Here is a 13,959-nt window from a genome sequence, read left to right as displayed (position 1 = left end):
CCTCGCCGTCTCCGGCGCGAAACCGCTGTACCTGACGGCAGGCTTCATCCTGGAGGAAGGCTTCCCAATCACCGACCTGACCCGGATCGTGGAATCCATGAAGACCGCCGCCGCAGCCGCCGGAGTGTCGATCGTGACCGGCGACACGAAAGTCGTCCAACGCGGAAAAGCCGACGGCTGCTACATCAACACCGCCGGCATCGGCCTAACCACCCACCCACAACGACTCGGCGTCGCAACCATCCAGCCCGGCGACGCCATCCTCGTATCAGGCCCGATCGGCGACCACGGCATCACCATCATGCTCGCCCGCGGCGAACTCGACATCGACGCCGACCTCGAGTCCGACACAGCCCCCGTCCACGGACTCGTCTCCGCACTGCTCGACGCCGCGCCCGGGGTGCGGGCGATGCGCGACGCCACCCGCGGCGGCGTCGCGACGATCCTCAACGAGGTCGCCAAATCAGCGAACGTGGGCGTCGTGATCGACGAGGACCGGATACCGGTCGTCGACCAGGTGCGCGGCGCTTCAGAGCTTCTAGGGATCGACCCGCTCTACATCGCCTGCGAAGGCCGGATCGTGGTTGTCGTCGACGGCGCCCAGGCGGACGCCGCGCTGGAGGCGATGCGTGCGCATCCGCTCGGCTCGCTGGCCGCGGTCATCGGGCGGATCCGAGCCGACCCGCCCGGGCTGGTGCTGCTGAACACCACGTTCGGCGGGACACGGATCTGCGACCTGCTGGTCGGCGACCCCCTGCCGCGGATCTGCTGACGGACCGGCCGTGCACGAACTGGCGCTCACCCAGGCTGTGGTCGAGGCGATCACCGAGCGGACGGGCAGCGCCCCGATCCGTCACGTGACGCTGGAAATCGGCGCCTTGTCCGGGGTGATGGTCGACTCGGTCAGGTTCTGCTTCGAGGTCATCGTGGCAGACACTCCCCTCCGGGACGCGGTCTTGGAGGTGGTGGAGCCACCCGGCCGGGCCCGCTGCCGGGACTGCGCCCGAGAGTTCGACGTCGAAGAGCCGCGGATCTTGCTCTGTCCCGGCTGCGGCTCCGCCGGCCTGCGTGTGCTCGCCGGGCAGGAACTACGGATCAGATCAGTGGAGGTAGGAGAAGAATGTGCGCGACCTGCGGATGCTCGGACGACGCCGGAGTCCGGGTGATCGATCCGGAGTCACCCGGCCACGGTCATGGACATGGCCACGAGCACCCGGGATCGAACAAGACCGTGGTACTGGAGCAGGACATCCTCGCGGCCAATAACTCACTCGCGGCGGTCAACCGCGGCTGGCTGGCCGAGCGGAAGATCCATGCCGTGAACCTGATGAGCTCCCCGGGCTCCGGTAAGACCACCCTGCTCGAACGCACCATCCGCGATCTGGCCCGCGGACTACCGATGGCCGTGATCGAAGGCGATCAGGAGACGGTGTTCGACGCCGAACGGATCAAGGCGACCGGCTGCCGCGTGATCCAGGTCAACACCGGCGCCGGCTGTCACCTCGACGCGGACATGCTGGCCAAGGCACTGCGCGCACTCGAGCCGGCGAACCGGTCCACGGTGTTCGTCGAGAACGTCGGGAACCTGGTCTGCCCGGCGCTGTTCGACCTCGGCGAGAGAAGCCGTGTGGTGATCATGTCGGTCACCGAAGGCGCGGACAAACCGCTGAAGTACCCGCATATGTTCCGCACCGCGGACGTGGTGCTGCTCAACAAGATGGATCTTCTGCCCTATGTGGACTTCGACCTCGACGTGTTCTCCACCGCCCTGGAGCAGGTGAATCAGCGGGCTCTCGTGCTCCGGGTATCGACGACCGGTGGCGAGGGCTTGGACGGCTGGTACGCCTGGCTCCGCGAACGCGGTGGTTTGGACGAGCAGCTCTGACGAGCCCGATCGGCACTCAGCCGGACAAAGGAGACGACACTGCTATACGGCCGCGAGGACGACGAGTGGAACCGGCTGATCGAGGCCGGCACCGCCTTCCTGATCGAACGTGCGCGCTTGCAGCGCACGTCGTCCTACACCGAATTCGCCATGGCCATCGCGAAACGAACCGGAGCACGCCGATTCGACTTCACTCACGACTTCGAACGTGCGGCGATCGGTCACCTCCTCGAACAGATCTCCGAGTCCGCCTTCGCCGACTGCGACGGTCTCCTGCTGAGCGCTCTCGTTCAGTATCTCGACACCAACGACGCCGGCCCCGGCTTCTATGCCTTGGCACAGCGCAAAGGCTTCAGCCTTCCACGTGACGTCTCGGCCCGGTACGAGTTCTGGCTCGACCAGGTCCGGCGTCTGCACGCCCACCATGGCCGCCCACGGCGGACCGGTGAAAGATAGGCAAACGTCGCGGTGCACGACGGCGCTGTCTTCTGGTCGCGTCCATGAAGCCTTCGCAGGGTCCTACGAGGACCCTGCGAAGGCTTCATGGAAAATCAGTTCTGTCCGGCCTCGTAACTCCAAGTCGCGTTACCGCGGAGAATCAGCTTGACCCACGGATGCGTGGCGGAAATACAAGCGCCCTGGAACGTGCAGTTCTCGACCAGGTGCTTCTTGAACGACGTCACCTCCCACGATGGCGACGGGGTCACGTAGTCGGATTCGACGTTTCGCGGGTAAGCGGTGGCGCTGACCTCGCTGAACCAATGAGTGCGGAAATGCACACCGAGGACCCGGTTGCCGTCCTGACACCAGTCCGCGCGGTGGTGGAACTTGTAGAAGGTGGCCCCCAGCACGGTCACCGCGCGGAACCACGCCTCGGTGATCCAACAGCCCTGAGCCCCGACTTCCTTGACTCTTGTGGTGTCCAGCCGAGTCGTCACACTTTCAGGCACCAGCTTGACGATCGCCGCGTTTTCACTCCGGCTCTCCGGCGACTGGATGTCCGCCGCCTGAGCATTCGACACTCCCACGACCGTCAATATCACGGCAGCCGCTGACGCGGCTATCGCTCGACAGAATTTCGACCGCATAAGAACCCCAATCCTCGCGTATCGATCAAGTCTGAAAGCAGTTACTTCCCCATGCCCGAGCGCAATTACCTTAACCGGGAACATAGGCGCCGACAAAGGCTTTCAATACTGTTTGAAACCGGCTTCGGCGGCCCCTGGAAAAGGTCGCGGGTAGGTCCGGGGGGGGTGGACCTACCCGCGACCATGACCTCCCGGACGGGAGGCCCGGGAGGAGGCGATCGGCAGTCGCGAGCGGCGGGCCCCGATGCCGCCTCAGGTTGCGGCCCCTGCGTTCTCCTTGACTCGAGGACGTCCCGGCACAGTTTCGCCGATGCTGTGGTTGTCCGACAGTGGTTTCAAGCTGCCCTGAAAGGCGCCGGAACAACGCGGATCCGCGCAGCTGCCACCACCGCGGCCTTCAGCCGGACCACGGTCTCCACAGGGAAGGTTCGATGCCGACGACCTCGCCGTACCGGAGTCCCGTGCGAAGGCCTGATCACTTCCGGCATCGCGATGCCGGAAGTGATCAGACCGGTGAGGTCAGCGCGTGGTGGGCAGGTAGTGCGGCGCCTTCCGAGCGTGGGTGGCCTGCTCGTAGGCGTAGGCGTAACCGAGCAGGGAAGCGTCGGTCGAGCGGGTTCCCAGGAACGAGATGCCGATCGGCAGCCCCGTCCTAGCGAAGCCTCCCGGCACCGTGATGTGGGGATATCCGGCTGCCGAAGCGCTGCGGGTGCTGCTGACGAACGGGCTGCCGCCGCCTCCGAAGATCGGCGGCGCGGGCAGGTCGGTGGCCGTCACGATCGCATCGAGGCGGTACTTCTTCACCACGGCGTCGATGGAGTCCCTGGCCTGCCCGGTCGCCGCCGCCCGGTGAGCGCGGTAGGCCGGGTCGTTCAGGTTCCCGTCGGTCTTGTCGGCCATCTCGAGCATGTCCTGCTCGAAGCCCGGCAGTTCGATCGCGGCGTTCTTCTTGTTGTAAGCGATCAGATCGGTGAGGTTCTTGGGGTGCTCGCCCGGGGTCGCCGCGAGGTAGCCGTTGAGGTCGTGTTTGAACTCGGTCAGCACGGCGGGCAGCAAGTGCGGCTGGACCATTCCGACGACATCGGGGACATCCGCTCCTTCGACGACTGTCGCTCCCAAGGCGCGGAGCCGCTGGACAGCGGAGTCGAAGACCCGGTCGACGTCACGGTCGATTCCCTCGTGTCCCTTGCGCCACACACCGATCCGCTTGCCGCGCAACGAGTCGCGGTCGAGCATGGTGCGGTAGTCGGCGGGCAGGGTGCCCGCCACCGGTGCGGTGGCGGGATCCGCCGCGTCGGCACCCGCCATCACCGCGAGGGTCAGCGCGGCGTCGGTCACGGTGCGGGCGATCGGCCCGGGCGTGTCGTGCCGGTTCGTGATCGGCACGACACCGCCGCGGCTGACCACTCCCAGCGTGGACTTCACGCCGACCGTCGACGTCGCGGCGGCCGGGCACACGATCGACGAGTCGGTCTCCGTACCGATCGTCACGGTCGCCAGCCCGGCCGCGGCCGCGGCAGCGGAGCCGCTGGACGAACCACACGGGCTGCGGTCGAGGACGTAGGGGTTGCGGGTCTGGCCACCGACGGCGCTCCAGCCCGGGATCTGCCTCGAACCGTAGAAGTTGGCCCATTCGGACATGTTCGCCTTGCCGAGGATGATCGCGCCGGCGTCCCGCAGGCGCTGGACCAGGAAAGCGTCCTTGGCGGGCTTCGCCGAACGCAGCGCGGTCGAACCCGCGGTGGTGGTCTGCCGGTCCGCGGTGTCCACGTTCTCCTTCAGCAGGACCGGAATCCCTTCCAGCGGCCCCCGCGTCCGGTGCTCTCGGCGACGGCTGTCGCTCTGGCGCGCGAGTTCCAGCGCGTCCGGATTCGTCTGCACCACCGCGTTCAGGCGCGGGTTCAGGGCCTGGATCCGATCGAGATAGCCGCGGGTGAGCCGCTCGGAACTCACCAGCCTGCCGTCCATGGCCCGCTGCAGATCCGGGATGGTCAGCCGGTCCAGAACGGTGCTCGTCTCCGCGGCCGGGAGTGAGGCCGTGCGATCGTCGGCGTGTGCCGCCGCGGGCAGCATCAGGCAGACACCTGTCAGTGCGGCCACGATCCCACGCCGCCGTGTTCGACCTGACGAACGCATTCTTTCCTCCTTGTTCGAGCACCGTTCACGATGCCCCGAAATGGTGAATTGCTGACGCGGATCGCTTTCCTCCCGCGTGTACCGGCGCCAAGTCCGGATAGCCGAACCCTAAGGCGTCCGGCGGCGGGAGGCGATGCCACCAGCTGCCCATTCGGGGTGGGGTTAACCCCACCCTGTCCACAATGGAGGCCGCTCACCAGGGCGATGTGCGCTCCGGTTCATCCGGCCGGGTGGTTGTTTCTCGGCTTTTGCCACAGGAATCTCGCCCTCCTGCCGCCGCCGGCGATCTCGAGACCGGGCCGCTCCGCCATGAGGAACGCCCTTCGTGTCCGGACACGAGAGAGACCGATCCCGTTCGTCGAATTGAACGAACCGAGCACGATGTCTCGCGGCTAATCTGCGAATGAATACCCGCCTGTCCCCCGCCGTCACGGAAAATGGAGTTCGTCACCTTGAATCCCGTCATCGACGAGTCGCACTGGCAGTTACGGCTCACCGACCTGGCCACCCGGCATCGGGTACCGGGTGCCACGCTGGGCATCCTGCGGCTGGGTGAAAACGCCGACGAGGTCGTACTGGCACATCACGGAGTGCTCAATTCGGCAACGAGGGTCGAGGTCACCGACGACTCGGTGTTCCAGATCGGGTCGATCACCAAGGTGTGGACCGCGACCGCGGTGATGCGGTTGGTCGACGAAGACCTGCTCGACCTGGACAGCCCGGTGGCCGAGATCCTCCCCGGCCTGAAGCTGGCCGATCCGTTCGTCACCAGGAAGCTGACGATGCGGCACCTTCTCACCCATACCAGCGGCATCGACGGCGATGTCTTCACCGATACCGGACGCGGCGACGACTGCCTGGAGCGCTACGTCGCCGGCCTCGCCACCGCCGCGCAGAATCACCCGCTGGGTGCGACCTTCTCCTACTGCAACTCGGGATTCTGCCTCGCAGGCAGAGTGATCGAGAAGGTGACCGGCACGACCTGGGACAATGCCCTGCACGACAGGCTCTTCACCCCGCTCGGGCTCACCCACACCGGCACCCTTCCCGAAGAGGCCCTGCGATTCCGAGTCGCCATGGGACACCTACTCGACGAGACAGGTACCCCGCGCCCCGCGCCGGTGTGGGGGCTGCCCCGCTCCGTGGGCCCCGCCGGGCTGATCAACTCGACCGCCGCCGACGTACTGGCCTTCGCCCGGCTCCACCTCACCGGCGGCCTCGCCGCGGACGGCACCCGGCTCCTGTCCATGGAAGCGACGACCGAGATGGCCCGGGAACAGACCACCCTCCCCGACGTCCACGTGCTCGGCGATTCCTGGGGACTGGGCTGGATCCGGTTCGCCTGGGACGGACGACGGGTACTCGGGCACGACGGCGGCACCATCGGACAGAACTCCTACCTCCGCATGCTGCCCGACCAAGGTCTGGCGGTCGTCCTGCTCACCAACGGCGGCAATGTGGGAGACCTCTACTCGGACCTGTACCGGGAAATCTTCGCCGACCTCGCCGATATCACCGTTCCCGCACAATTGGCACCCGCCGACGTCCCACCGGACGTCGACACCCGGCACCACATCGGAACCTACGAACGCTCCGCCACCCGGATCGAAATCTTCGAAGAAGACGGCGACCTGCGTATGCGTCACGTCATCACCGGGCCGATGGCCGACCTGACACCACAACCGGTCCACGAATACACGCTGGTCCCCATCACCGATTCGCTGTTCGTGTTCCGGGCGCCCACAGCCGGCCAGTGGACACCCGTCACGTTCTACTCACTGCCCGGCGGGGAGCGCTACGTGCACCACGGCGCACGCGCGACACCGAAAATCTCCTGACACCACTGCTCGGCCGGGCGGACCACGCCCCCGAGACGGGAAAGACGTTCAACCGCAGGTCGTAACAGGGTCGGCAACCTGCTGGGTGCCGAGCAGATGCCCGGCACGTGCGGGGTACGCCGACAGCCGCCACGCGGCGATGAGCTCCGCGGTCGTCGAGTGCCTGGCGGGCCGGAAGTCACGGTGCGGCAGGGCCTTCGGCACTGTGGCGGCGGTTCCGACCGGCGAGACGCTCACAGGCGGAATTCCCGTTGTGGAGGAGGAAGACATGAAGGCGCTGGTTTACGACGGCCCGGGACGGAAAGCCTGGGTGGACCGGCCGGAACCGGAACTCGCCGCTCCGACCGACGCGATCGTCCGCGTGGACGCGGTCACCATCTGCGGCACCGACCTGCACATCCTCAAGGGCGACGTCCCGACCGTGGACGACGGCCGGATCCTCGGGCACGAGGCGGTCGGGACGGTCACCGAGGTCGGCCAGGCCGTGACGACGGTCAAGCCGGGCGACCGCGTGCTCGTTTCGTGCATCACCGCCTGCGGGAGATGCGAATACTGCCGGAAAGGGGTCTACGGCCAGTGCCTCGGCGGTGGCGGCTGGATCCTCGGCCACCGCGTCGACGGAGTCCAGGCGGAGTTCGTCCGCGTGCCGTTCGCCGACACCTCGACCTACGTCCTGCCGAAGGGGATCGCCGACGAGGCGGCTCTGATGCTCGCCGACATCATGCCGACGTCGTACGAGGTCGGCGCCCGCAACGGGCAGGTCGGGCCCGGCGATTGCGTGGCCATCGTCGGCGCCGGGCCGATCGGGCTCGCCGCGATCACGGCCGTCCAGCTTTTCGGGCCGAGCTCGGTCGTGGTCATCGACAAGGAACTGAACCGTCTCGCCGCGGCGAAGACATTCGGTGCGGACGTCGTCCTGCAGCCCGGGGAGGATCCCGCCACGGCCATCGCGGAACTCACCGGTGGTCTCGGCGCCGACGTCGCCATCGAGGCCGTCGGCGTACCGGAGACCTTCGAGTTGTGCACCAGGCTGGTCCGGCCGGGAGGCCATGTCGCCAACGTCGGCGTCCACGGTGCGCCGGCCACGCTGCATCTCGAAGAACTCTGGATCCGGGACATCACGATCACCACCGGCCTGGTGGACACGTCGAGTACGCCGATGCTCCTGCGCATGCTCGCGGCGGGAAGGCTCGACACGAGCCGGTTCATCACGCATCGATTCGGCCTCCAGGAGATGGAGGAGGCCTACGACGTCTTCGCTCGTCCTCAGGACAGCGACGCGCTCAAGGTCGCTCTCTTCCGCAACTGAACAAGACGAATCCGCCTCCTGTCCTCTGTGGACGGGAGGCGGATTCGTCGGCTCAGGCGCGTCGTTTCAAGGAGTCGAGTACGCCCGTGCCGACCGGCTCTTCGATGGGAAGGTGCTTGTCGTCCAGTGCCGCGGTGAGCCGCTCGCGGACGTCCACCACGCCGTCCAGTCTGCGGATGAGCGCGACGATCACCGGGATCATGCTCGTTCGTTCCACCTCGCCGCTGATGGTCACGACACCGTTGTGCACCACCACCGAGACGGTGGTCGGATCGAGTGACATCGACCGCAGAAGCACGCCGGTGCGCACCTCCTCCTTCAACTCGGTGTCGGTCCGCAGGAAGCCGCGCAGCAGATCGGACCTGCCGACGATGCCGACCAGTCTCGCCTCGTCGTCGACGACCGGAAGCCGGCGCACTCGGTGGTCTTCCATCAACCTGGCCGCCTCGGTGACACCGGCGTCCTGCTCGACGGTCACCGCCGGCCTGCTCATCAGCTCTCCCGCACTGGTTCCCTGGACCTTGCGCCGCAACTTCGGCCGGAACTTCAGCAACGAGTGCTCGGATTCCCGCGCGAGCAGGTCCTTTTGGGAGACGACTCCCAGGACGCGGCCTTCTTCGTCCACCACCGGCGCACCGCTCACCCCCCACGACGCGAAGAGGACCGCGATCGCCTTGAAGGGCGTCTCGGGTTTGACCGTGAGGACGTTCGGACGCATCACCGTCCGGACGCGACGACGATTGTTCATTTCGACTCCTTTCCGAGATCAGGAAGTTCCGATGTCCCTGCGGCGGAACCCCGCCATCCCCAGCGCGATCAGCCCCGCAGCGAGCAGAACGAGCCACGGGAGCGCGGTGATTCCGTCCGTCGAGCCGGGAAGGCTCGGCAGGTGAGTGAACGGCGAGAGATTCAGGATCGCTTGGGGAACGCCGAAGACCACGCCGAACTCGCCGACGACGACGATCGCGGCCAGCACCGCCCACACGGCTCCGAGCCGTCGCGGCAGCAAGCCGAACATGGCACAGGCCAGCCCAGCCAGTACCCAGACCGCCGGAAGCTGAACCAGTGCGGCCGCCGTCAAGCGGCCGATGTCGGCGCCTGGCCGTCCGGTCTGCAGGCCGGACGAGAGCCCTGCCCCCAGCCCCGCCGCGGCCAGGGGAATCGCGCTCCCGGCCACGGCCAGCAGGACGTAGCCGGCGAGAAGGCGGGTACGCGTCACCGGGGTCGCGAGTAGCTGCTCGACGTGCAGAGCCTGCTCCTCGTTGTGCAGGCGCACCACGACCGACATCGCGTACACGGCGGCGATGACGCCGGAAATGCCCAGCTCGGCGGCGAAGAAGGCGTCTGTCAGCGCCTGTTGCCCGCCCAGCGCGGTGATCAGTCGTTCGGCCTTCGGGTTGTCCAGGAAGCGGCCGATGCCGTTCGCGAGGTTTCCGAGTACCAGTCCCAGCACCAAGTAGACCGAGGTCCACGCGAGCAGTGTCGAGCGATTCAGTCGCCACAGCAGTCCGCCGGTCCCGTACAGACTCCGGCCCGCCCGGGCGGGGCCGGGCCGTTCGGCCAGCACCCCGGCGCCCATGTCCCGCCGATCGCTGAGCCGGACGGCGGCCAGCGCGAGGTGCAGGGTGACCGCCACCGGGATCAGCGCCACCCACCAGCGTTCGCCCGCGAACGGGCGGATCTGCTGCACCCAACCGATCGGAGAGAACCACGACAGCCATTCCGGTCCTGAGTCCCCCACCGCCCGTACGAGATAGGTGACACCGAGAACCGAGGCGGCGCCGCCGGTCGCCAGCCGCGCGGTCCGGCTTAGCTGCGCGGTGACCGCGGCGATCGCCCCGAACACCCAGCCCGCCAGCATCCAGCCCAGCCCCAGCGCGAGAGACCCCGCCGCCGGCAGCCCAGCGACGATGAGACCCACGGCGGTGAGGACCCCGATCGCCAGACTCGTCGTCGCGGCGACGACCAGGCCGGCGGCGAGTGCGGCATGCCTGCCGAGCGCGCCGGCGCCGACCAGCTCCAGCCTTCCGGCCTCCTCCTCAGCACGCGTGTGCCGGACCACCGTGAAGATCACCAGCAGCGCCACCAGCGCGGCACCGAAACCGGTCAGCTTCAGCACCGCGGCCGCTCCGAGCGACGACGGATCGTAGATACGACCGTAGAAGGCGACCAGTGCCGGAACCGCGTTGACCCCCTCGGCGAACACGATCCGTTCCTGCTCCGACGGGTACAGGTCGGCGGTGGCGGCGGCCGCACCCGCCGTCGTCACGACGCATACGAGTGTCCACAGTGGAATACGGACGCGGTCGCGATGGAAGGCGAGACGGATGAGCTCCCGTGTTCCGCTCAGAGTGCCCATCACTGAACCTCCACCGGTTCCGGCGTCTTCCGGTAGTGACGCAGGAACAGTTCCTCCAGTGTCGGGGCCTGACTCGTCAGGCTCCGGACACCACAGCGGCCGAGCGCGGAGAGCACGCCGTCGAGACCGGCGTTGTCGACCGTCATCCGGACCGTGTCCCGGTCCTGGCTGAAGTCGTGGACACCCGTCAGCGACGACAGGCCGTCCGAAGGAGCGATGAGCCGCGCGGTGAGCGAGGTCCGGGTCAGATGCCTGAGCTCGTCGAGGCTTCCGGTGTCCACGGTGCGTCCGCCCTTGATGATGCTGACGCGGTCGGACAACGCCTCCGCCTCGGAGAGGATGTGGCTGGACAGCAGTACCGTCCGGCCACGGGCACGTTCCTCCCGGATGCAGTCGCGGAAGGCGTCCTCCATCAAGGGATCGAGACCCGCGGTCGGTTCGTCCAGCAGGAGCAGTTCGGCGTCCGACGCCAGCGCCGCGACGACCGCGACCTTCTGCCGGTTGCCCTTGGAGTAAGCGCGGCCCTTGCGGGTCGGGTCGAGGTCGAAGAGTTCGAGGTAGCGCTCACGCCGTCGCATGTCGATTCCGCCGCGAAGCCTGCCGAGCAGATCGATCACCTCGCCGCCGGTGAGCGTCGGCCACAACGACACCTCGCCGGGAACGTAGGCCAGCCTGCGGTGCAACGACACGGCGTCACGCCAGGGATCGCCGCCCAGCAACCGGATCTCGCCACCGTCGGCCCGCAGCAGGCCCAGCAGCAAGCGCAGGGTCGTCGTCTTGCCTGCCCCGTTCGGGCCGAGGAAACCGTGCACCTCGCCGGTGGTCACCGTCAGGTCCAGCCAGTCCAGCGCCTTGACGCGGCCGAACGTCTTGCGCAGGCCGCGGATCTCGATCGCGTTCATCGCGCACCGTCCAGGAGCACTCGGCGCTCGGCCGCAGCGATCGCGGCCCGCGCGGTGTCGATCACGTCCGGGTTCACCGAGATCGACGTGATCCCGAACCGCACCAGGTGTTCGGCGAACCCCGGCTTGGACGACGGCGCCTGGCCGCACAGCGACGAGGTGAGGCCGAGGTTTCGTGCCGTGGTGACGATCTCGTCGATCGTGGCGAGTACGGCCGGGTCGGCTTCGTCGAACAGTTCCGCGCAGACGGCGGAATCGCGGTCGACGCCCAGGACCAGCTGGGTCAGGTCGTTGCTGCCGATGGAGACGCCGTCGATGCCGAGGCCCGCGTATTCGGGGAGCCAGTGCACCACCGACGGGACTTCGGCCATGATCCAGCGGTGCAGCCCGCGCTGCCTGCCGAGCGGGCTCGCGTCGACGAGTTCGAGGCAGGCCTCCAGTTCCCATTTGGTGCGGACGAACGGGATCATGAGGTGCAGGTTCGGTGTCTGTTCCCGGACTCGAGCCAGGGTCCGCAGTTCGAGGTCGAAGAGGTCCTTCTCCCGCACATAGCGGAAGCAGCCTCGATAGCCGATCATCGGATTGCTCTCCACCGGCTCGTAGGCCTCGCCGCCCGCCAGCCCGCGGAACTCGTTGCTCCGCAGATCGGTCGCCCGGTAGACGACCGGGCGGGACCCGAACGGCTTGGTGATCTTCAGCAACGACTCGGTCATCGCGTCCACAAAGGATTCTTCCTCGCCCTTGGCTATGAGGTCGCGGGGATGCCGTCCGCCGAGCGCCTCGGTCAGCAGGAACTCCGCCCGGAGCAGGCCGACGCCGTCCACCTGCTGTGCGGCCACCTCCTCGGCGTGGTCCGGCATGGCGAGGTTGACGTACAACCTGGTGCCGATCGCCTCCGGCGCCGCGGTCGTCACCACGGGCTCGGTACGAGCAGGCGCCTGAACGAGACCGGCCCGCACCTCGCCGGCCGTGCCGTCGACGGTGACCTGGCCTCGCCCCGCGAGAACCCGTGTCGCGTCCCCGGTTCCGACGACGCACGGGACCCGCAGTTCACGAGCCACGACGGCGGCGTGACAGGTCATCCCGCCGCCGTCGGTCACCAACGCGGACGCCCGGCGGATGGCGGGGACCCAGTCGGGGTTGGTCATCGGCGCGACGAGTACCTCGCCGTCACGCAGTTGCCCGCCTTCTGCCGGGTCGTGCAGCACCCGCACCGTTCCGCCACCGAGGCCCGGCGAGGCCGCCAGACCGGTCACCAGTACATCCGGCGGCCGCTCCCGGTCGGACGGCAGAGTCGTGACGGGCCGGGACTGGACAATCCAGATCTCCTTGCCCACCAACGCGAACTCGATGTCCTGCGGGCAGCCGTAATGATCCTCCACGCGGGTGGCCAGCCGTGCCAGCTCAAGGACCATCGTGTCGTCGAGCACCCGGCGCCCCGCGGCCTGCGGGGTCAAGGCGACCTTGACGTCTCCCCCACCCACCTCCGCGATGATCTTGTGACTCTTGCTGCCCACCCGGGCGGAGATCAGCCGCAGACCGTCCTTCGACACCAGATACGTGTCAGGTTCGACGGAGCCCGACACGATCGCCTCGCCCTGCCCGTACACCGCCTCGATCACGACCTGGTCCCGATCACCCGAACGCGGGTCCGCGGTGAAGATGACGCCGGCGCGGTCGGCGGGGATCATCCGTTGCGCCACCACCGCGATCGCGGGTTCACCGGTGAAGCCGCGGCTCGCCCGGTAGCCGATCACGCGAGGTGAGAACAACGACGCCCAGCAGTCCACGATCCGCTCGCGGACGGCGTCGTCACCCCAGACATTGGTGAAACTCGCGTTCATCCCGGCGAACGAGGCCTCCGCGCCGTCCTCGCCCGTCGCCGAGGACCGCACAGCGATCGGCAGGTCCTCGCCGAGCTCGTGATACGCGGAGAGCACTTCCGCGAGGATCTTCCCGGTCATCCCGGCCCGGTGGATCAGCCCGCGCAGCAGATCGCACAGCGCGGCGAGCCGCTCCGGATCGTCCGCCGCCGTGACGGCCTCGGCATGCAGATTGGCCACCTCGTGGCGGACTCCGGCTTCCTCCAGGGACGCCAGATACGCTTCCCGCAAGACGACGAAACCGGGCGGGACCTCGAACCCGGCCGCGATCAGCTCACCGAGGTTGGCTCCCTTGCCACCGGCAGATTCCGCGTCGGCGAGGTCGACAGCCGACAAGTCGCGCACGTAGCTCATGGGTTCCCTCCGGTTGTTTTCCCTGAGCCATGCTCGCCGGAAGTACTCGCCGTCCTCTGCCGTCCAAGGTCCCGGTCCGACGGGACTTCGTCCCCCGCCGGTCACGTGAGCCGAAGGTCCCGGTGCGTCCCAAGGAGGGGCTGCGGGTCGTGAGTGGCGATTCGGGTTCTAACCCGAATCGCCACTCACGACCACCCGGGCCGAG

12 protein-coding genes and 1 pseudogene are annotated in these 13,959 nt (G+C 67.8%); 5 read left to right on the top strand and 8 right to left on the bottom strand.

The genetic code is table 11. The features are described from left to right. From hypE to hypB, 3 genes are all read left to right on the top strand, one after another. On the top strand, window positions 1-772 hold a 772-nt coding region (gene hypE, locus H5J31_RS15250; protein ID WP_181773218.1), incomplete at its 5' end, for a hydrogenase expression/formation protein HypE. Between the two features lie 10 nt (window positions 773-782). Then, window positions 783-1,166 (top strand): hydrogenase maturation nickel metallochaperone HypA/HybF, encoded by a 384-nt coding sequence (locus H5J31_RS15245; RefSeq protein WP_181773217.1) that lies wholly within the window; start codon window positions 783-785, stop codon window positions 1,164-1,166. Next, window positions 1,121-1,885, top strand: coding sequence for a hydrogenase nickel incorporation protein HypB (gene hypB, locus H5J31_RS15240; protein ID WP_181773216.1), 765 nt, complete (start codon window positions 1,121-1,123; stop codon window positions 1,883-1,885). Before H5J31_RS15245 ends, hypB begins: the two co-directional genes overlap by 46 nt. Before the next feature lie 42 nt (window positions 1,886-1,927). Here hypB and H5J31_RS15235 read toward each other — a convergent pair whose 3' ends face one another. The 3 genes from H5J31_RS15235 to H5J31_RS15225 form a co-directional block, all read right to left on the bottom strand. Then, window positions 1,928-2,308, bottom strand: coding sequence for a hypothetical protein (locus tag H5J31_RS15235; RefSeq protein WP_181773215.1), 381 nt, complete (start codon window positions 2,306-2,308; stop codon window positions 1,928-1,930). A 128-nt stretch (window positions 2,309-2,436) separates the two neighbouring features. Continuing rightward, window positions 2,437-2,907 (bottom strand): hypothetical protein, encoded by a 471-nt coding sequence (locus H5J31_RS15230; protein WP_207898076.1) that lies wholly within the window; start codon window positions 2,905-2,907, stop codon window positions 2,437-2,439. Between the two features lie 585 nt (window positions 2,908-3,492). Then, complete coding sequence (locus H5J31_RS15225) at window positions 3,493-5,073, bottom strand: amidase (RefSeq protein ID WP_328701493.1); 1,581 nt, start codon at window positions 5,071-5,073, stop codon at window positions 3,493-3,495. A 500-nt stretch (window positions 5,074-5,573) separates the two neighbouring features. Between H5J31_RS15225 and H5J31_RS15220 the strand changes: the two are divergent. Then, window positions 5,574-6,947: pseudogene (locus tag H5J31_RS15220) on the top strand (serine hydrolase domain-containing protein); the annotation flags it as partial. A gap of 48 nt (window positions 6,948-6,995) precedes the next feature. Here H5J31_RS15220 and H5J31_RS15215 read toward each other — a convergent pair. Beyond that, window positions 6,996-7,184, bottom strand: coding sequence for a hypothetical protein (locus H5J31_RS15215; RefSeq protein ID WP_181773212.1), 189 nt, complete (start codon window positions 7,182-7,184; stop codon window positions 6,996-6,998). 31 nt (window positions 7,185-7,215) lie between these two features. Between H5J31_RS15215 and H5J31_RS15210 the strand changes: the two genes are divergently transcribed. Then, window positions 7,216-8,256, top strand: a complete 1,041-nt coding sequence (locus H5J31_RS15210) for a zinc-dependent alcohol dehydrogenase family protein (RefSeq protein WP_181773211.1) — start codon at window positions 7,216-7,218, stop codon at window positions 8,254-8,256. Between the two features lie 52 nt (window positions 8,257-8,308). On the opposite strand, the gene H5J31_RS15205 is transcribed toward H5J31_RS15210, so the two are convergent. Genes H5J31_RS15205 through ppsA form a run of 4 tightly spaced genes read right to left on the bottom strand, consistent with a single transcriptional unit; the run spans window position 8,309 to window position 13,754 of the window. Beyond that, complete coding sequence (locus H5J31_RS15205) at window positions 8,309-9,004, bottom strand: CBS domain-containing protein (protein WP_181773210.1); 696 nt, start codon at window positions 9,002-9,004, stop codon at window positions 8,309-8,311. Between the two features lie 18 nt (window positions 9,005-9,022). Continuing rightward, complete coding sequence (locus H5J31_RS15200) at window positions 9,023-10,615, bottom strand: ABC transporter permease (RefSeq protein WP_181773209.1); 1,593 nt, start codon at window positions 10,613-10,615, stop codon at window positions 9,023-9,025. After that, a complete protein-coding gene (locus H5J31_RS15195) occupies window positions 10,615-11,517 on the bottom strand; it encodes an ABC transporter ATP-binding protein (protein ID WP_181773208.1) in 903 nt (300 codons plus the stop codon). Before H5J31_RS15195 ends, H5J31_RS15200 begins: the two co-directional genes overlap by 1 nt. Beyond that, window positions 11,514-13,754: a phosphoenolpyruvate synthase gene (gene ppsA, locus H5J31_RS15190; protein WP_181773207.1), complete on the bottom strand. Its 2,241-nt coding sequence runs from the start codon at window positions 13,752-13,754 to the stop codon at window positions 11,514-11,516. Before ppsA ends, H5J31_RS15195 begins: the two co-directional genes overlap by 4 nt. Between the last annotated feature and the right edge of the window lie 205 nt (window positions 13,755-13,959).

The organism is Amycolatopsis pittospori, from assembly GCF_013870525.1.
Taxonomy (GTDB): Bacteria; Actinomycetota; Actinomycetes; order Mycobacteriales; family Pseudonocardiaceae; genus Amycolatopsis; species Amycolatopsis pittospori.
This window is presented reverse-complemented; position numbering and strand designations above follow the sequence as displayed.

Excerpts from the sequence above, each read along its gene's own strand:
- ppsA (WP_181773207.1), bottom strand. The coding sequence starts at position 13,754 with ATGAGCTACGTGCGCGACTTGTCGGCTGTCGACCTCGCCGACGCGGAA.
- H5J31_RS15205 (WP_181773210.1), bottom strand. The coding sequence starts at position 9,004 with ATGAACAATCGTCGTCGCGTCCGGACGGTGATGCGTCCGAACGTCCTC.
- H5J31_RS15210 (WP_181773211.1), top strand. The coding sequence starts at position 7,216 with ATGAAGGCGCTGGTTTACGACGGCCCGGGACGGAAAGCCTGGGTGGAC.
- H5J31_RS15200 (WP_181773209.1), bottom strand. The coding sequence starts at position 10,615 with ATGGGCACTCTGAGCGGAACACGGGAGCTCATCCGTCTCGCCTTCCAT.
- H5J31_RS15195 (WP_181773208.1), bottom strand. The coding sequence starts at position 11,517 with ATGAACGCGATCGAGATCCGCGGCCTGCGCAAGACGTTCGGCCGCGTC.
- hypB (WP_181773216.1), top strand. The coding sequence starts at position 1,121 with ATGTGCGCGACCTGCGGATGCTCGGACGACGCCGGAGTCCGGGTGATC.